An 18,022-nucleotide genomic window follows, 5' to 3' on the forward strand; every position below is an offset into this window, starting at 1 on the left:
GCTGCTGTGCCGGATTCCCCCCTGGACGCCCGGGCGCTCTGGGAGATGCGCGCCCCGGACGACGCCTCCGGAGAGGGCGCAGGCCGGGAGGAGGTGGTTCCCCAACTGCCCTCCGTCGCCCGGCGGATGGTCGACGCCGTTCGCAAGGGCGAGGCCGGTGGAATGTTCCCGCCCGTGGTCGCAGCGGGCCCCGAGGGAACCGTCGCGGTCGACCGGCTGCTCGGCGGCGAGAGCGACGCGCGGATGATCGAACACGCTGTCCGCGACCGGCGGTTCGCACCGCTGCTGGATCTGTGGGAGCGGCTCGACGGCTGGTGCGCCCATTCCCGGCAGGCCTATTCGGCCGTTATCTCTCCCGAAATACTCGACATCACGAACGCCGACATATTCGGGCCCGTGGTATCCGAGGCATTTGTCGCCTGCGCTGCCGGAAGGCCGCACTACGCCCGCGACCGGGTGGCCGAGTGGGCGGTGCGCTGCGAGGAATTCCTGACGCTCTTCCTCGAACGGTTGCTGCGGGACATGGATGCCTGCTGGCCCGGTGAACCGGCGTTCCGGGGGCCGGTCGTCGGACTCTGGACCCACGGCGAGGAGACCCACAACGGACGCCAGCGCGTCCTGCGCCTCGACTGCGCGGGCGGCGGCCGTATCGCCTACAAACCCCGTCCGGCCTCCGGCGAGCTGCTGTTCACCAGGGCCGCCGGAACCGGCACGACCGGACCGCCCGCCTCACTGTTCCACCTGCTCAACCAGGCGCCCGCCGCGTCCGGCGAGATCCGGCTGCCCGTGCTGTCCTGCTGGCCCGGGGCCGAGCCCGGCTACCTCTGGCAGGAGTGGATCGAACCCCCCGCCCAGTGGGGGCCGATCCGTACCTCCGGACCGTGGGAGCTGACCGGCACCCGGCTGACCCCGAAGGAGTCGGGACGGTTCTGGCACCGAGCGGGCTCGCTGACGGCCGCCGTGTTCGCCTTCGGGATCACCGACATGATCGGCGGAAACGTGGTCACCGGGAGCAGGCCCGGCGACCCGGAGCCGCTGCTCCACCCGATCGACCTGGAGATCTACTTCTGCCACGTCCCGCGCCTCTACGACACCGGCCTCCTGCACGACGCGACCGCCGAGATCGACCAGCACCACGTCGGCCTGGAACGCACCGCCCGCTGGTGCAGCGCCGAGGGCCCGCCGGTCGTCTGGAGCCCGCGGCCGACCGGCGCGCTGAGTCTGCACCGCCGCCGGGTCTCCTTCGCCCGGGACGAGACCAGGAACGTCGTCGCCGACACCGACGGGCGGACCGGCTACGGGCCCTACCTCCCGGCCATGCTGCGCGGCATGTTCGACGCCTGGACCCTGATGTGCCGGCAACGGCCCGCCATCCGGGACCACCTGGCGACCGCCACCGCCGGCCACTACGTCAGGGTCCTGCGGCAGCCCACGTTCCGGTACTTCGACGCGCTCGTGCCCCGCTGGCTGTCCGGGGGCGGGGCCGCGCCGCGCCCCGCCGAACCCGACGTCCGCTTCGACCGGCCCGAGACCGAACAGCTGCGGCGCATGGACGTGCCCTACTTCGTCCGCTCGCTGGAGGGCGGCCCGGTGCTCGGCGTCGAACCCCCGCCCGGGCCGTTCGGCACGTCCCGGGTCGCGGCCCGGCCGGAACCCGAGGGCGGCTGGCCCCCGCTGCCCCACCTGCTGGCGGGGGAGAACCTCACCCTCGCCGGTCTCGGGGTGGCCCTGCGGGACGCCGCCGAGCACGTCTTCGACGATGTGACCGACCACGCCGTCACGGACGCCGCGCTCGGCGTGCGGCTGCGTCTGCAGAGCCCCTCCGAGGGCCGGGTCTCCTTCGACTGGCCGGAGGCCGGACGGCGGATCACCTATGTCTGGGACCGCAGGACGGTGCGGCTGAGCGTCGACCCGGTCGACGCGCCCGAGGCCCCCGCCGAGCCCGCGCCCGCCGGGGAGATCCGGCGCAGACTGCTGCGGCTGGACCGGCTCGACGGCGCGATCCGGATGCCGTGGGCCGACGGCGGCATGCGCGACGAGAGCGCGGAGCGCCGGCTGCGGGAACTGACCGACGCCGGAATCGCCTGGCTCACCACGGTCGTCGCCGAGCACGGATGGCCGGGGCACTCCCTCGTCGGCGCGGAGGCGGCCGCCGCCGCGAGCCGTCTCGTACAACACGCCAGGGGGCACCTCGACTTCCGGCGGCATTGCCTGGAGCTGATGCGGGACGCCGCGGAGCGCCGCGATCTGCCGTGGCGTGAAATCGCCTACCTCACGGACGAGTTGCGCGTCGGTGAAGGTCTCCCGCAGGTCTACGGCACCAAGTTCGAGCCCGTCGCGGGCGAGCTGGTGCCGTGGCCGATCGAGGAGCCGGACCGGGTCGACCGGCGGCGCGCCGCGCTGGGCATGGAACCCCTGGCCGATCACACGGACCGGATCCGGCGGCGCTTCCCCCTCGGGGACGCCGGGCGGACCCCGGCCGGAAGGGAAGCGACATGAGCACCCTCGCCCCCGAGACGCGCCGGACGCCGCCCGACGGCGTCGACTGGGAGCTGTTCGGGCAGCGCTACTGGGACCGGCGGCCCGTCCGGCTGCCCGCCCGGCCGCCGTTCGGCCTCGACGCGGTCCACCCCCTGAACGTCGCCTCGTGCGCACCCTTCCGCGCCGGAACCCGGTTCTGGGTGATGCCCGACGTGCGGTTCCTCGTCGGCGACGGCTGGCTGCGCGCCCCCGGGGCCCTCCTGCCGGACGCCACCGATCCGAGCCTGGAGGCCTACCTCGACCGGCTCGACGCCGACAGCGGGCGCCAGGGCTATCTGCTGACGGTGCGTCAACCACTGCTCCTGGACCACGCGCTGTGGTCCGCCGTGCGGGACACGGTCAGCAAGCTGTGGCGGCGGGTCGGCTGGCCCAACCTCCCCGTCGTCGCCGAGGTGCTGACCGGTGACCGGTTCACCCAGCACGTCGGCGCGACCGAGGCCCCGACCCACGCGGCGCTGACCTGGGTGCTGCGCGGCCGGATGGACGTACGGCTGTGGGACGAGCGCGGCGGGCCGCCGCCCGCGGACATCGCCGAGCCGGACCGGGCGGTGCCCGGCGTCCTGACCCTGAGCGCCGGGGCCGGGGAACTGCTGTACTGGCCCGGCGACCAACGGCACGTGGACACCTACCGGGACCGGTGCGTCGCCCTGCGTCTGCGGATCCCCGTCGACCGGACCCTGCCGTTCACCGCCCTGCGGGATCTGCTCGCCGACCTCGTGCACGCCGGGCAGGGCAACGACGAGACCGTGCCGTACTTCCCGTTCGGCCCCGGAACCGGCATCGACGACGAGGGCGGCGTGCTGCCCCGGCTGACCGGCCTCGGCGACGACCTGCGCACGGTCGTGGACGGCGAACACCTGCGCAGGACCCTGCGGATCCGGTGGGCCGCGCTGCGCTCCGCCGCCGGCCTCGAACCGATCCCGGAGCCCCGCGAAGGTGTCGCCATCACCCGGGCCACCCGCTTCCGCCGCACCGGCGAGATCGTCCGGATGCCCGACGGGCCCGCCCACGAGGTCTGGGCGGTGGAGGGGAACGTCTTCACCCTGCCGAGTGCGGCGGCCGACCGGGTGTACGCCGCACTCGGCGCCGGAGAGGAGACCGGGGCCGACGAGGTCTGCCGCGCGCTGGCCGCGGGCGACGACGACCGGAACGCGGCGACCGTGCTCGCGCTGCTCGACAAGCTCCACCGGCTGCGCGGCATCGATCTGGCCGGGGAGGGGACACGATGACGCTGACCGTCGAGAAGTCCTTCGACTGGGACACCTTCACCGAGCGGTTCTGGGACCGGCGGCCCGTGCTCTACAAGGCGGTCGACGCCGTCCCGTTCGCCGAGTCCGAGGTGTTCCGGGCCGCCGTGCTCGGCAGCCGCCCGCCCCACCCGCTCGCCGTACCGGGCAACCTCCAGTTCCTCGTACGGCGACGGCAGCAGACCCGGCCCCGCGACTATCTGCCCGAGCTGTCCGACGGATCGTTCGACGGCTACGAACAGCGCATGGCCGACCGGCTGGGCGGCCAGCGCTACGCCCTGGTCGTCCACCGCTTCCACTCCTTCTCCCACCCGCTGTGGGACCGCGCGCAGCGGTTCTACGCCGGACTGTGGGAGCGGGTGGGCCAGCCCACGCACAGCGCGGGCTCCACGATGTTCCACGGCTCCTACGAGCACAGCCCGGTCGGCGTGCACCAGGACCGCTTCGCCACCTTCATGTTCTGCGTACGCGGCACGAAGCGGATGCGGTTCTGGGCCGAGCGGCCGTGGTCGGACCCGGTGCACACGGTGCTGGACTACCAGCCCTACCTGGACTCCTCGTTCGTCGCCGAGGTGGAACCGGGCGACCTGCTCTACTGGCCCTCGCGCTACTACCACGTGGGGGAGAGCGCCGGGGACGCCCCGGCGACCAGCGTCAACGTGGGCATCCCGCGCCGCGAGCACCGGCCCTACTACGAGATCAAGGACCTGTTCCGGGGCACCCGGCCCACCGCGTCCGCCCCCCTGTTCACCCCCGACGCCGCCCCGGGCGGCCGGCTCGCCGCCGAACTGCCCACGGCCCTCGCCGACGCCGTGGACGCCTTCGCGACCCGCCTGGACGAGGACCGGTTCACCGACCGGGCCACCGAACTCGCCCTGCGGGTCAGGACGGCGGGCGGCTTCTGGCCGACCGAACCGCCCGCCGAGCCACGCCCCCTGGACGACGACACGCCCGTACGCGGCTGCGCCCCGCTGCTGCCCGCGCCCGGCGAGGGCCCGCGCCGCTGGGCCACGGGCGGCCATGTCACCTCCGGCACGACCACCGCCGAAGCCCTCGCGGTGCTGCACCGGCTGGATGCCGGGGAGGCGGTACGGGTCGGCGAACTGCCCGCGACCGGCCGCGCGGAGGTCCGCCGCCTGCTGGAGGAACTGGAGAGCTTCCGTGCCGTCATCCGCGTCGACACCCACTGACCGCTCGCCCCGGGAGCCGGCGGGCGGGGAGGCCGCCGCCCGGACCGACCGCTCGCCGTCCGGGCCGGCGGGCGGGGGAGCCGTGGCCCGTACCGACCGCGAACCGGTGCACCGGGAGGCCGCCGCCCGGGTCGTCGCCGAGATCGCGGACCGGCTGGCCGACCCCGGGCGAGTGGCCCGGACCGCGGGCGCGCCGGACAACCTCATGCACTACCCGGGCGACCCCCAACCGGTGTGGGACCCGCTCCAGCTCTCCGACGGACACCCCGGAGTCGCCCTGCTGTACGCCGAGTTGGCCGCCACCGACCCGGCCCTGCGGCACCGGGCCCACGCGCACCTGTCCGCGGGCCTCGCGGCCGGGATCAGGCCGGCGCCCCAGTCGCTGTTCGGCGGCATGGTGGCGCTCGCGTACGCCGGGCACACGACGGCCGCCGGCTCCGGCGGCTACACCGCGATGCTCGCCGGACTGGACCGGCACATCCTCGACCGGGTCCGCACCCGCGCCCGCGCCGACCTGGAGCGAACCCGCGCCGGGGAGCCCGCCGGAGCGTGGAGCCGCTACGACGTCCTCGCCGGCACCGCCGGGATCGGCCGCTATCTGCTGGCCCGGCACCGGGGAGCCGACGGGCCGGAGGCGCGACAGGCGGCCGGGGCCGCGCTGACCGAGGTGCTCACCTCCCTGGTGGCCGTGGCCACCGCCGACGACATCACCCGGCACGGCTCCCGGCTGCCCGCGTGGTGGATCACCGACTGGCTGGACCACGGGCTCCCCGAGCACGTCAACCTCGGCCTCGCCCACGGCGTCCCCGGCCCGCTGGCCCTGCTCGCCCTCGCCTGGCGGGCGGGGGTCCGGGTGGACCGCCAGGACGAGGCCGTCGAACGGATCATGGCGCTGCTGACCCGCCTGCGCACCGCCGACGAGGCGGGCCCGCGCTGGCCGCACCTGATGTCACGGGAACGCATCGAGAAGGGGGAGCCGCCGGAGCGCGGACGGGACTCCTGGTGCTACGGAGCGGCCGGTGCGGCCCGCGCCGTCCACCTCGCCGGAACCGCCCTGGACCGGCCGGAGTGGCGCGCCGACGCGGAAGCCGCACTGCGCGGTGCGCTGACGGCGGCGAGCGACGAGTCGATCCGTGACTCCGCGCTGTGCCACGGCTGGGCCGGGCTCCTCCAGATCGTGCTGCGTACGACCGAGGACACCGACGACCCGGAACTCCACGCCACCGCGGACCGGTTGGCGGCCCGGGTGCTGGACGGATTCGACCCCGGGGCCCCGTTCGGCTTCCGCTACGCCCACGCCCTCGCGCACCGGCCGCTCGACCGCCCCGGCTTCCTGGAGGGTGCGGCGGGCATCGCCCTGGCCCTGCACACGTACGCCACCGGCCGTGCGCCGGTCACCTCCTGGGACAGCGCCCTGCTGCTGAGCTGAACGCGGTCGCACACCGGTGCGATAGTGGGGACGAACCCGTCAAGGCCCCGACCGGAGGAATCGCCCGTGCCCTACGAACTCGCCGACCGGCTGGTCATCGGGATCGCGTCCAGCGCCCTGTTCGACCTGACCGAGTCGGACGCCGTCTTCCGGGAGCAGGGCGAGGAGAGCTACCGCGCCTACCAGGAGAAGCACGTGGGCGACCCGCTCCGTCCGGGCGCCGCGTTCCCCTTCATCCGCCGGCTGCTGTCCCTGAACGACCTGGGCGAGGTGAACGACCCCCTGGTCGAGGTGATCGTCCTGTCCCGCAACGACCCGGACACCGGGCTGCGGGTCATGCGTTCCATCGAGAGCCACGGGCTGCCCATCAGCCGGGCCATCTTCATGCAGGGCCGCTCGCCCCACCGGTTCATGCCCGCCCTCAACATGTCGCTGTTCCTGTCGGCGCACGAGCGGGACGTCCGGGAGGCGGTTGCCGCCGGACTGCCCGCCGGGCATGTCCTGGGCGCGCCCTACGAGGACGACGCGGACGACCACGACCTGCGGATCTCCTTCGACTTCGACGGGGTCCTCGCCACGGACGCCTCGGAGCAGGTGTTCCAGGAGGGCGGGATCGAGAAGTTCCGCGCCCACGAGGTCGCCAACGCCGCCGTTCCGCACGACGCCGGGCCGCTGCGGGACTTCCTGGCGAACGTGAACCGGATCCAGCAGCGGGAGGAGCAGGAGCGCCGCAAGGACCCCGACTACCGGATCCGCCTGCACGTCTCCATCGTCACGGCACGCAACGCTCCCGCGCACGAGCGGGCGGTGCAGAGCCTCAAGGGGTGGGGCGTGACCGTCAACGACGCGTTCTTCCTCGGCGGCATCGACAAGGGCCGCATCATGGGCATCCTGAAGCCGCACATCTTCTTCGACGACCAGCAGGGCCACCTGGTGAGCACCTCGCGGACCACGCCGAGCGTGCACGTGCCGTTCGGGAAGCTCAACGCGTCGGTGGCCCCCGCGCTCCCCGGCGCCTGAGCGCGCCCGGACACGGGCCGAGGCGTGCTCAGCGGGCGCCCTCCGGCCGGTGAACCGTCACCTCCCCGTGGGCCGAGAGCGCGGCGGTCAGGTCGACCGGGACGCGGCGCAAGGTGGCGTCGAGGAAGGACAGGGTCGCCCCGGCGGTGATCCGGTGCCCCTCCGTACGGCCCAGGGAGCCCACGATCCTTGGGACCGGCGGCAGATAGAGCGGGGCGTCGGTGAAGGTGAGGTGCGCCGCCCCGGGGACGGTCAGCCGGTAGCTCGTCGCGGTGCTCCGTTCCAGCACCCGGGTGAGCCGGGGCAGATAGTCCGGGTCGGTACCCCGCCCGATCTCCTGGGTCAGTGCCAGCACCGGCTGCTCGAAGGGACTGCCGACGGGCCCGTGCGGGAAGCCGTCCAGATCGACGACCGCGTCGAACCGGGGGTCCTGGCGGGCCGCCCGCAACGCGGCCGCGCCGCCGATCGAATGCCCGGCGGCCGCGACCCGGTCCACGTCGAGGCGCCCGGCCAACCGTCCCTCGGCCCCACCGGGTTCCAGCCGCTCCAGCCGGGTGAGCACCGCGCGCAGGTCCGCCGCCCGCGTCCGGGTCCACTTCTCCGCCAGGGCCCGGTCCTTCGCCCGGTCGCCGGTGGCGGTGACCCGGGTACGCAGGGTCCGCCCGTCCGAGAGGACCACGGCGGCGGAGTCGTACGGGTGGTCGACGGCCGCCACGACGTAGCCGTGGGAGGCGAGTTCCTCGGCCCAGGCGGTGTTCTGGGTGCGCACACCGCCCAGTCCGGGTGAGAACAGCACCACGGGGAAACGTCCGCCGCCGGTCGCGACCGGTGCGCCGGGCACCGCGTGGCTCCGGGCTCGCGGCAGACCGTCGAGAAGGAACGCGGGAACGCCCGTGTAGTCGGCCAGTCCCGCCGAGACCGTACGCGCCTCCGCCTCCGTACGCCCGAGGTACGGGGCGCGCCGGGCCTCCGGGGCGCTGCGCCCCGCCGGGTACCAGAGCTGCACCACGAGCGGGCGCGGCCCGGCGGCAGGCGGTCGCCTCTCCCGCTCGGACCGCGTCGCCGGCACCGGCCACTCCACCGTCTCGGTGCCCACCGGGAAGCGCCCCGACGGCGCGGGGAAGTCCGGTACGGGAAACGCCCACGCCGACACCGGCCCCGTCGCGACGAGCGCCGCGCACACCACGGACCCCGGCGCCGCGAGCCACCACCGGGCCCGCCGCGGGGTGCGGCCAAAGCGCCGGGCGAGCAGCGGGGCGAGCGCGAACCCGCCGGTGACTGCCGCCACGACGAGCACCGGGACCAGCTGCCAGCGCGGCCCCGTCGCGACGAGGACGGTCACCGACCCGGCCAGCAACGCTCCGGCGGCGAGCGCGGCCGGGCCGCGCAGCCGCTCGGGGAGCCAGCGGGCCAGGACGAGGACGAGGGCGCCGAGCACCGTGAGGGCTTCCGGGGCGGACAAGGGCAGCCCCGCGGTCGGTTCGGTCATGCGGCCATCGTCGGATCCGGCGGGGGTCCGGCACATCGCGCTCACGTCGCGCCTCCGTGCGACCTGAGACGCATACGGCGGTGGCGCACGTCATCCCGTATGCGTATCCCACCGCACCGACGGAAACGGCCGGGCCCGGCCGTGCCGGGCGTTCAGCAGGCCGTTCGGCCGGAACGCGGCGGTCTTCACCAGGACTCCGTCCCGGCAGAGGTTCACCTCGGTCCTCGCGTCACCCGCCGGGGCCAGCGTGGAACAGCTCCACGGAGCCTCGGCCCCGACGTGGTCGCCGTTGTGCACCGGGTCGCCGGCGCTGACCGTGCGCCGGCCGAGGACCTGGGCCTCCCGGGCGGTCGCCCGGAGCACACGCCCCTCGTGCGAACGCTGATGGTCGCGATCCTGGTCCGTGACATGACCAGGTGGGGGTGTGGGAGAGTGCATCCCTGCGGAACACGGGGGTTCCGCGTACGGGGAGGGATGGAGCATGGATCTGTTCGACGGAGAGCTGGGCGGCCGGGACGACCAGGGGCTGGACACCGGAGGCGGCTGGTCGTGGTGCGGCGTCATCACCGTCGGGATCTTCATCCTGCTCGCGGTGCTGATCAGCTGGATCTTCGGCCTCGTGGGCCGGATCTTCTGAGCGCCCGCCCGGCTGTCTGCTCGCGCGTTCGCTGCGTGGTGCCGGGGCGCGGGGTACGGTCGCCACCGGGGGCCGGCCGGCGTGCGTCCGGCCGACCGTCAGGTACGGGAAGCGGGCAGAGGAGAGCCATGAGCGCCGACGACGACGAGTTCCGCCGCAGCATCCGGTCCGACGTTCCCCACTCGGCGCGCGTCTGGAACGCGTGGCTGGGCGGAAAGGACCACTACCCGGTGGACCGGGAGCTGGCCGAGGCGGTGAGCGCGGCCTACCCGCAGATGGCCGACATCGCCCGGGCCTCCCGCGCCTTCCAGATCCGCGCGATCCGCCATCTCGTCTCGGTGGGCGTGCGTCAGTTCCTGGACGTCGGGACCGGGTTGCCGGTGGCGAACAGCACCCATGAGGTGGCGCAGAGCATCGCGCCGGAGTCCCGCGTGGTCTACGTCGACAACGATCCGATCGTCCTCGCCCACGCGGAGGCGCTCCTGACCGGCGCGCCCGAGGGCCGTACGGACTACGTGGACGCCGACCTCTCCGCGACGGACGTGGTGGTGGACGAGGCGGCGAAGACCCTCGACCTGTCCGAGCCCGTCGCCGTGCTGCTGCTCTCGACCCTCGGGCACCTCGTGCCGGCCGAGGGCATCGAGGTCGTCCAGCGGTATCTGGCCCGGATGCCGTCGGGAAGCCATCTGGTGCTCTGTGACACGGTGAAGACCCCGCAGACGCTGGCGGCGCAGGAGGCGTACGCGTCGGGCGACAACCCGCCCTACTTCGTGCGGGAGCCGGCGGAGATCACTGGTTGCGCCGAGGGGCTGGAGCTGGTCGAGCCGGGTTTCGTCCCGATCGACCGCTGGCGCCCCGAGGAGGAGGACGCGGTGCCGGTCGACCAGTGGGGGCTCGTCGCCCGCAAGCCGTAGCCGGCGGCCGTGGTCGGCAGCAGTAGCCACTAGCCGGCAGCTGTGGTCGTACGGCGGGTCCGGGCGGGATGTGCCCGGACCCGCCCCCGTGCGGTCAGTCGCCGCGCCGGCGGGCAGCCGTGTCCTCGCGCAGCCGACCGGTGTGTCGGGTCATCGAGTCCACGCGGTCTGCCAACTCCCCGTGCCCTGGGGCGAGATGGGGGTGCAGTGCGGTGAGCGGGGTGACCAGGGCGGCGGCGTCGTCGGTGCCGAGCGCCTGCCGGAGCCGGTCCAGCGAGGCGTCCGCCGCGGCGGGGAGATCGGTCAGCGCCGCGATCCGCCCGGCGAGCGACCGCAGATCCGCCGCGTTCTGCCGGGCCCAGGTCGTGATCGACCGGTCTCCCGCCCGGCGGTCCCGGGTTTCCCGGACCCGCTCTTCCCCGGTGCTGCCCTCGGAGCCGGGGCGCAGGCGTAGATAGCGCCGCTCGGCCGCCTGGCGGCTCGCGACGCCCAGGGGGTCGGCGAGGTCGGCCCAGCTCGCCCCCGCCGCGCGGGCCGTCTCGATCAGCCCGGTCTCCCAGCCCGCGAGCTGCTCCCGCACGTCGCGCAACAGCTGGAGCGAGGCCAGGGCCTGGGCCCGCTCCGTGGCCGGTGGCGGACCGGAGGTGGCGTCCCCGGCGTGGCCGCGTGCGTCGCGGACCGCCTCGTCGATGGTCTGGAGGGCCGCCCATGCGGCAAGGAAGGAGACGGCGTCCGGGGTGGAGCGCCGGGGCGGTTCGGATTGGGTCGGTGGGGTCACAGGGGGCTCCTTGCTGCGCTCGACGCCGCCGTCATCCTTTCGGTGACACAATCAGTTGTCATCGAATGGATGACATGCTACAACGGTGGCAGGTGAAAAGCGCGGGCTGACCGCCTGATCGACCGGAGGTGTTTCCGTCATGCTGATGCGTACCGACCCCTTCCGTGAACTCGACCGGATCACCGAGCAACTCCTGCGCCCCGGCACCTGGTCGCGCCCCTCGGCGATGCCGATGGACGCGTATCGGGAGGGCGACGAGTACGTGGTGGCCTTCGATCTTCCCGGCGTCTCGCCGGATGCGATCGACATCGACGTCGAGCGGAACATGCTGACCGTCAAGGCCGAACGACGGCCGGCGGTGAACGCCGACAACGTCCAGATGGAGCTGTCCGAGCGTCCGCTGGGTGTCTTCTCCCGGCAGATCGTCCTCGCGGACACGCTCGACACCGAGCGCATCGACGCCGACTACGAAGCGGGTGTGCTGACCCTGCGCATCCCGATCGCCGAGCGCGCCAAGCCCCGCAAGATCGCCATCGGCGGGGAGTCCCGGCGCAAGCAGATCAAGGGCTGACCCGGGCCGGCCCGCGACAGCGGCGGGGACCGGAACGCGGACCCCCTTCTTCCCCCCCGGTTCCGGCCCTCGCCCGCATCACCCTGGGAGGCGGCTGAGGTGACCCTGCGATGGGAAGCGTTCCTGGACCGGGTCCAGGAACGCGGAGAGTACGGGACGCACGGGGAGGCCGAACGCGCCGCGCGCGTCGTCCTGGCCCTCCTTGGCGCCCACCTGGTGGGCGGGGAACGGGCCGAGCTGGCCGCCCGGCTCCCGGAGACCATGGCCCTGATCCTGCTCAACCCGCTCCAGGCCGCCGAACCGCTCTCCCCGGAACGGTTCGTGCGCGCCACCGCGGCCTGGATCGAGGGAGCCGGCGAACAGACGGCCCGATGGGACGTCGGAGCCGTCCTCAGCGTCGCCGCCGAGGCGGCGGGCGAGGATCTCACCCGACGCATCCTGCTTCAACTGCCGCCCGGGTATGACGTGCTCTTCGGCGGGCATCCGAAGAGCACCTGACTTTGATCCACCGCTGTCCGCCCCCGCGCCTGCTCGACGACGAGCCGCGGGGGCGGACAGCGCATCGACACGAGCAGTACGGACGAGAAGGGCTGCCGCCACGATGATCCACGAACCCCGGAGCGCCGACGCACCGATGGACGCGACCTTTGGCCTGCTGTTGGAGAAGATCCGGTACGAGGGCGCCTACCCCACGCGTGAACGCGCCGAGGAGAGCCTGCGCGCCGTGCTGGGGGCGCTCGGCCGCCAGGTCACCGGCGACGAACGCGTCGCACTCGCCGCCGCCCTGCCCGAGGAGGCCGCCCGGGTGTTCACCGCGGAAGTGCCTGCCGTGAAGCAGCTCGCCGGGGCCGCCTTCGTCGCCGAGCTCGCCGAGCGCACCGGGGGCACCCCGGCGACCGCCCGGTGGGACGCGGGGGTGGTCCTGAGCCAGATCGCCGCGCTGATCGGCGAGGACCTCGTCGCCGAGGTGGTCAGCTGCCTGCCGCCCGGCTACGCGCTCCTCTTCGGCCGCGCGGAACTCCTCGCCCAGGCCGCCTGACCCGGCACGGCTGCGAGGGACCCGGATTCCGGGTCCCGCGCAGCCGCGGGGGGACAGTGAACGAGACCAGCGGCCGCCGGGCCGCGGGAGTTCGGATGCTCCGCCTCCCGGGTCCGCCCGCTCCCAACAGGAGCGGGCGGACCCGGGAGCGTACCGGGGCTACTTGAGACCGCTGTTGATGGCCGTCACGAGTTCGCCGTTGGCCGTGTCACCGTTGAACTCCCAGAAGAACGCGCCGCCCAGGCCCTGGCTCTTGGCCCACGCCATCTTGGTGCCGACGGTCGCCGGGGTGTCGTAGCTCCACCAGTCGTTCCCGCAGTGGGCGTACGCCGTGCCTCCGACCGTGCCGGTGGCCGGGCACGACGTCTTGAGGACCTTGTAGTACTGGTTGCCGGGCTCGATTCCGGCGGCCGGGCCCGTGGCGGTGCCGCCCGGAGCCGACTGAGTGACCCCCGTCCAGCCGCGGCCGTAGAAGCCGATGCCGAGGAGCAGCTTGGAGGCCGGGACGCCCTTGGCCTTCAGCTTGGCGATGGCGTCCGCCGAGTTGAAGCCCTGGGCCGGGATGCCGGGGTACGAGGTGAGCGGGGAGTGCGGGGCTGTCGGACCCTGCGCCGCCCAGGAACCGAAGTAGTCGTACGTCATCACGTCGTACCAGTTGATGTACGGGGCGGCGCCTCCGTAGTCGGCGGCGTCGAGTTTGCCCCCGTCGGAGCCGTCCGCGGTGATGGCGGCGGTGAGCAGGTTGTCCGGGCCGAACTCGGCCCGCATGGCCTGCATCATGTTCTTGAACGCGGCCGGGCCGCTGGTGTCGCAGGTCAGGCCGCAGGCGTTGGGGTACTCCCAGTCCAGGTCGATGCCGTCGAAGACATCGGCCCAGCGGGGGTCCTCGACCAGGTCGTAGCAGGACTGCGCGAACGCGGCCGGGTTCTGGACGGCCTGGCCGAAGCCGCCGGACCAGGTCCAGCCGCCGAACGACCAGAGGATCTTGATGTGCGGGTACTGCGCCTTCAGCTTGCGCAGCTGGTTGAAGTGGCCCCGCAGCGGCTGGTCCCACGCGTCGGCCTTGCCGTCGACCGACTGGGCGGCGGTGTAGGACTTCTCGTAGTCCTCGTACGCGTCGCCGATGGTGCACTTGCCGTTCTGCACGTTGCCGAAGGCGTAGTTGATGTGCGTGATCTTCTCGGCGGATCCTGAGGTCACGAGGTTCTTCACCGTGTAGGAGCCCCAGTTGGTGAAGTAGCCCAGGTTGATCTTCCCGTTGCCGCCGGGGTTCTCGCCGCCGCCTCCGCCACCGGTGGTACGGACCGTCGTGGCGGCCGAGGCCGGTCCGGTCTGGTCGGCGGTGTCGCGGGCCACCACGGAGTAGCTGTAGTCCGTGCCCGCCGTCAGTCCGGTGTTGGTGTACGTGGTGCCGGTGACGGTCGCGACCGTGGCGCCGTCGCGCTTGACGTCGTAGTTCTTGATGCCCTTGTCGTCCGTCGCGGCCGCCCAGGACAGCTTCACCGAGGAGTTGGTGATGTCGCTCGCGGTGGGCTTGCCCGGAGCGGAGGGGGCGTTGTCGCCGGGGTTGGTGGAGCCGCCGTCGCACGGGTTGCCGTTGAGCTTGCAGCCGGAGGGCGCGCCGGAGCCGGATCCGTTGAAGCCGAAGGAGACGGACGCGCCGGGGGCCAGGGTGCCGTTCCAGCCGAGGTTCTTGGCCGTCCAGTGGTTCGCGGAGTTGGTGACGGTGGCGTCCCAGGCCGAGGTGACCTTGGTGTTCGCCGGGAAGTCCCACTCGACGGTCCAGGTGGAGAGCGTAGTGGTGCCGGTGTTCTTCACCGTCCACTTTCCCTCGAAGCCGCTGCCCCAGTCGGAGGCCTTGGTATAGGTGGCGGTGGCCGAGGCGGCTGCTTCCGCCGGGGTCGCGAGGCCCACCATGGCGGCCAGGGGCACGAGGAGCGCAGTGGCTCCCGCGACTGCCCTGGACCGCCTGCCGGGGGAGGCGCTCCGCGGGGATCCGGTGCGGCGCCCTCGTATGTCTGTACTCAAGGCTGCTCCATGAGTGGCTCCAGGGGGACAGGGGGGTCCCTGTCCCGTCAACCCTGCGGGGCCAGGAGCACAGGGCTCTCGCCGACGATCGCGCAGTGTTGCCGTGACCCTAGGAAGGCCTAGACCAATCGTCAAGAGGTCTGGACCAAGGGAATGGGCGGGGCTCCCCTGGGGGACGGCCGCTGAGGAGAAGGCAGTTGAGGGCTCCGCGCGGCAGGGGACAGCGTGCCGGCCCGTGGATCAGCTCGAGAAGGTGGCGGCGGGGGGACTCCAGCGGCGGGCGCGGTGTGAGGCGGACGTGACGCCGTAGGCGTCCTTGAGCTGTTCGGGGATGGCGTAATGCATGACGCGTCCGCGGGTGAGCGAGGACAGTTCGAGAAGGGTGGTGAGGCGGCCGAGGCGGTCCAGCGCCCTGGCGCCCAGAGGCGAGCGGTCCTCGATCGTCTCCAGGAAACCGAGGAGGTGGGGTACGGCCTTGACGGCGGTGTCCCACGAAGAGCGGGGCACCCGGAGCCAGTCGGCGCAGGTGTCGCCGATGAGGTGCCGGATGAGCGCGGAGACGACCGGGTCGAAGAGGGTTCCCGGTACGACCTCCTCGTAGAGATCGATGAGCTGCCGGGTGAGCAGGGCGCCCTCCTCGGAGGGGCCCATGTGCCGGACCATGTACAGGTCCAGGAAGGCCCGGGCGTCGTCCAGGGCAGGGGGTACGGCTTGCTGGTCGACGCCCAGCATCGCCCCGACCACGCGCCAGGCGTAGTAGTAGGCCTCCGCCCCCTCCGTGGACATGTGGATGCCGAGGCGGTGCAGGCTGTCGAGAACGAGCAGGGAGAAGAACATCTGCCCGCCGATCATGTCCTCCTGACAGATCGGCGTTCCCAGCGCGCCGGTGTCCCAGCGGTTCTCGCGCTGAAGGTGATGGCGGATGGACGCGTGCAGAAGACGGACCTTCTGGGCGGCGGGGATGAAGCGGCCGCCGGCCTCGAAGGCATCGGGTTGCATCAGGTAGACGGTGAACTGGCCGGTCTCGGCCATGCGTTTGGAGGGGTACTTCAGTCCGTGGGTGGCCGACAGCAGCCTCGCCACGTGCGGGACCACATAGCAGGCCGGCATGGAGGCGAACGACAGAGCGGTGGAGATGTGCACGTTGTTGTCGATGAAGAACAGCCGGGCCTTCTCCATCAGCTCCCAGTCGACCCAGTCCGGCGGGGCGCTCGTGGTCCGGAGGTACTCCCGGGCGACATCGGGCAGCCCGTCCGGAAGGGGGGTGCCCGTGGTCGACACATGGCGCATCAGGGTGTTGAACGTGCCCACCTCTCCGCGCTCGAAGAGCGCCGCGACGGTGGCGTCGGCCAGTTCGTCGCCGCCCTGCCGCAGGACGTTCATCGAGGCCTCGGTGTAGTTCATGGCGTAGCTTCCTTGTCGTTGAGGCGGCCGGCAACGGCGCGTGTCAGGACAGGCGGACGGTGGCCGAGTTCGCCAGGGCGCCGAGCGCATCGGCCGCGCCCGCCGGAAGGTCGAGGCCGCCGAGCGCGCCGAGAGCTTCCTCCACCCGTGCCGTGATCATGTCTTCGACGAGAGAGGGGGCTCTCAACCGGCACATCACCTCACGCACGGCGTGGAGCCCGGCTTCGTCCAGGCCGCGTTTGCCCAGGAGGGCCCGGAGACGGGTCCGGTCGTCCTCACCGGCGATGCGCCAGGTCTCCGCCAGCAACGCTGTGGGCCGTTGCCCGCGTACGTCGTCCGCGTTGGCCTTGCCGGTGCGTTCGGGGTCTCCGAACAGCCCGAGCAGGTCGTCCCTGAGCTGGAACGCCTCGCCCAGGGGCAAGCCGTAGGCGGAGTAGCCTTCGCGCAGCCGCCCACCGGCCCCGGCCAGCGCGCCACCGATCAACAGAGGCTGCTCGACGGTGTACTTGGCGGTCTTGTACCGGATCACCTGCAGTGACGCTGCGGTGTCCGGCTCACTTCCGGTGCGCAGGATCTCCAGACACTCGCCCGCGATCAGCTCCCGGCCCAGAACCGACCAGAGCGGACGGGCCCGGCCCAGATAGGCGGCGGGCAGGCCGCTGGTGGCGAACAACTGCCCGGCCATCCCCATCAGCAGGTCCCCGATCAGCATGGCCAGCGACCTGGCGGCCGCCGCGGAACGGGGACGCCGTCGCACGGCTCCGCGCAGAGCGACGTGGGCGGTGGGACGGCCGTGCCGCAGAGGACTGTCATCAATGAGGTCGTCATGGACGACAGCGGCGGCGTGGATCAGCTCCAGGGACGCGGCCGCCCGCAGCAGAGCGGAGCTGTCCGGCTGTCCCACCGCCCGCCATCCCCAGTAACAGAACGCGGCTCGCAACCGTTTGCCGTCCTGGACGGCGCCCTCCAGCTGGGTGGCCACCGGAGCGAGTGAGGGATCGATCTCCGCGAACAGATCGGCTTCCCGGGCGACGAACTGATGCAGGACCTCGTCGACCCGGGTCTTGAACGCGGCCGCGTCCCACCGGTCAGACATCTTCGGTGGACCGCCGTGCGACGGCCTGCCGGGCCAGGATCTCCAGATGGGCCGGGGGCGGGGCCGCGTACCGGTCGAGCACCAGGCGCCCCCGCGCCTTCAGCTCCTGCTCAGCCTCCGCCGCCAGCTCGGCGGCGTCCGAACGGCGCAGCAGCCCTCGGACCGCGCCCAGGGCCGAACCGATCGCGCCCACCGCCAGATCGGCTGCCCCCGCCACCAGCAGCACCGCACGTTCGTCGAGAGTTTCGCCGTGGTCCGATGCGCTCGTCATGCCGCTCCCCGCCTCCCCGCTTTCGCCGGCGCAGGTCGCGCCCTCTGCCACAGGATCCCCACGTACCGGGGAGCGGGTGGGCAGAACCCACCATCGAGTGAGCGAGGTGCTCTCCTGTGCGATCGTCGGGTCCGGCCGGCGGGCCCGAGTCCGGCGAACGGCAAGCTGATCCCTGACGGCGGGGGACACGGCGTCCGACGCGGACACGCGCTTCGCGCTGGAAGTCGCCGGGCTGCGTCCGGCGGGAAGGGCGATCGGGTCCGCCGTGGCTCCCGCTGTGTTCGCAACGGACCCGCCCTCGCGCGATCACTGGACGCGACGACGCGCTACCGCCGGCTTCTCGTCCAGGTCCGGACGAGGAGCCGGCG

The 18,022-nt window shown here is 73.0% G+C and carries 17 protein-coding genes; 10 read left to right on the forward strand and 7 right to left on the reverse strand.

The genetic code is table 11. From position 1 onward, the window contains the following. Positions 1–6: 6 nt before the first annotated feature. From IE145_RS06925 to IE145_RS06945, 5 genes are all read left to right on the forward strand, one after another. Positions 7–2,499, forward strand: a complete 2,493-nt coding sequence (locus tag IE145_RS06925) for a DUF4135 domain-containing protein (protein WP_229825387.1) — start codon at positions 7–9, stop codon at positions 2,497–2,499. Beyond that, positions 2,496–3,770, forward strand: coding sequence for a hypothetical protein (locus IE145_RS06930; protein WP_189519876.1), 1,275 nt, complete (start codon positions 2,496–2,498; stop codon positions 3,768–3,770). The genes IE145_RS06925 and IE145_RS06930 overlap by 4 nt, the downstream gene beginning before the upstream one ends. After that, positions 3,767–4,978 (forward strand): JmjC domain-containing protein, encoded by a 1,212-nt coding sequence (locus IE145_RS33720; RefSeq protein WP_189519878.1) that lies wholly within the window; start codon positions 3,767–3,769, stop codon positions 4,976–4,978. Before IE145_RS06930 ends, IE145_RS33720 begins: the two co-directional genes overlap by 4 nt. Positions 4,979–5,060: 82 nt before the next feature. Further along, complete coding sequence (locus IE145_RS06940) at positions 5,061–6,407, forward strand: lanthionine synthetase C family protein (protein ID WP_189519880.1); 1,347 nt, start codon at positions 5,061–5,063, stop codon at positions 6,405–6,407. A gap of 66 nt (positions 6,408–6,473) precedes the next feature. Further along, positions 6,474–7,427 (forward strand): 5'-nucleotidase, encoded by a 954-nt coding sequence (locus tag IE145_RS06945; RefSeq protein ID WP_189519882.1) that lies wholly within the window; start codon positions 6,474–6,476, stop codon positions 7,425–7,427. A gap of 28 nt (positions 7,428–7,455) precedes the next feature. Here IE145_RS06945 and IE145_RS06950 read toward each other — a convergent pair whose 3' ends face one another. Next, positions 7,456–8,916, reverse strand: a complete 1,461-nt coding sequence (locus IE145_RS06950; protein ID WP_189519884.1) for an alpha/beta hydrolase family protein — start codon at positions 8,914–8,916, stop codon at positions 7,456–7,458. A 90-nt stretch (positions 8,917–9,006) separates the two neighbouring features. After that, on the reverse strand, positions 9,007–9,279 hold the full coding sequence (locus IE145_RS06955; protein WP_189519886.1) for a hypothetical protein: 273 nt from the start codon (positions 9,277–9,279) through the stop codon (positions 9,007–9,009). Between the two features lie 118 nt (positions 9,280–9,397). Between IE145_RS06955 and IE145_RS06960 the strand changes: the two genes are divergently transcribed. Then, positions 9,398–9,553, forward strand: a complete 156-nt coding sequence (locus tag IE145_RS06960) for a hypothetical protein (RefSeq protein ID WP_010069856.1) — start codon at positions 9,398–9,400, stop codon at positions 9,551–9,553. 128 nt (positions 9,554–9,681) lie between these two features. Further along, complete coding sequence (locus IE145_RS06965; RefSeq protein ID WP_189519888.1) at positions 9,682–10,467, forward strand: SAM-dependent methyltransferase; 786 nt, start codon at positions 9,682–9,684, stop codon at positions 10,465–10,467. Between the two features lie 94 nt (positions 10,468–10,561). Here IE145_RS06965 and IE145_RS06970 read toward each other — a convergent pair whose 3' ends face one another. After that, entirely contained in the window at positions 10,562–11,245 is a 684-nt protein-coding gene (locus IE145_RS06970) for an HSP18 transcriptional regulator (protein ID WP_189519890.1), read from the reverse strand. Positions 11,246–11,384: 139 nt separating this feature from the next. Here IE145_RS06970 and IE145_RS06975 point away from each other — a divergent pair, with 139 nt between their 5' ends. The 3 genes from IE145_RS06975 to IE145_RS06985 all read left to right on the forward strand — a co-directional run bounded on the left by IE145_RS06975 (position 11,385) and on the right by IE145_RS06985 (position 12,855). Further along, a complete protein-coding gene (locus IE145_RS06975) occupies positions 11,385–11,816 on the forward strand; it encodes an Hsp20/alpha crystallin family protein (protein ID WP_069735230.1) in 432 nt (143 codons plus the stop codon). 99 nt (positions 11,817–11,915) lie between these two features. After that, the gene (locus tag IE145_RS06980) at positions 11,916–12,314 is read left to right on the forward strand and encodes a DUF2267 domain-containing protein (protein WP_189519892.1); all 399 of its coding nucleotides are present in this window, start codon (positions 11,916–11,918) and stop codon (positions 12,312–12,314) included. Positions 12,315–12,417: 103 nt separating this feature from the next. Continuing rightward, positions 12,418–12,855: a DUF2267 domain-containing protein gene (locus IE145_RS06985; RefSeq protein ID WP_189519894.1), complete on the forward strand. Its 438-nt coding sequence runs from the start codon at positions 12,418–12,420 to the stop codon at positions 12,853–12,855. 159 nt (positions 12,856–13,014) lie between these two features. Here the strand turns inward: IE145_RS06985 and IE145_RS06990 are convergent, their stop codons facing one another. The 4 genes from IE145_RS06990 to IE145_RS07005 all read right to left on the reverse strand — a co-directional run bounded on the left by IE145_RS06990 (position 13,015) and on the right by IE145_RS07005 (position 17,654). Beyond that, the gene (locus IE145_RS06990) at positions 13,015–14,883 is read right to left on the reverse strand and encodes a glycosyl hydrolase family 18 protein (protein WP_189519896.1); all 1,869 of its coding nucleotides are present in this window, start codon (positions 14,881–14,883) and stop codon (positions 13,015–13,017) included. 240 nt (positions 14,884–15,123) lie between these two features. Further along, complete coding sequence (locus IE145_RS06995; protein ID WP_189519898.1) at positions 15,124–16,287, reverse strand: oxygenase MpaB family protein; 1,164 nt, start codon at positions 16,285–16,287, stop codon at positions 15,124–15,126. Between the two features lie 43 nt (positions 16,288–16,330). Beyond that, on the reverse strand, positions 16,331–17,383 hold the full coding sequence (locus IE145_RS07000; RefSeq protein ID WP_189519900.1) for a polyprenyl synthetase family protein: 1,053 nt from the start codon (positions 17,381–17,383) through the stop codon (positions 16,331–16,333). Beyond that, positions 17,376–17,654 (reverse strand): polyprenyl synthetase, encoded by a 279-nt coding sequence (locus IE145_RS07005; protein WP_189519902.1) that lies wholly within the window; start codon positions 17,652–17,654, stop codon positions 17,376–17,378. The genes IE145_RS07000 and IE145_RS07005 overlap by 8 nt, the downstream gene beginning before the upstream one ends. Between the last annotated feature and the right edge of the window lie 368 nt (positions 17,655–18,022).

Origin of the sequence: Streptomyces sindenensis, assembly GCF_014649035.1 — a bacterium.
Classification (GTDB): Bacteria; Actinomycetota; Actinomycetes; order Streptomycetales; family Streptomycetaceae; genus Streptomyces; species Streptomyces sindenensis.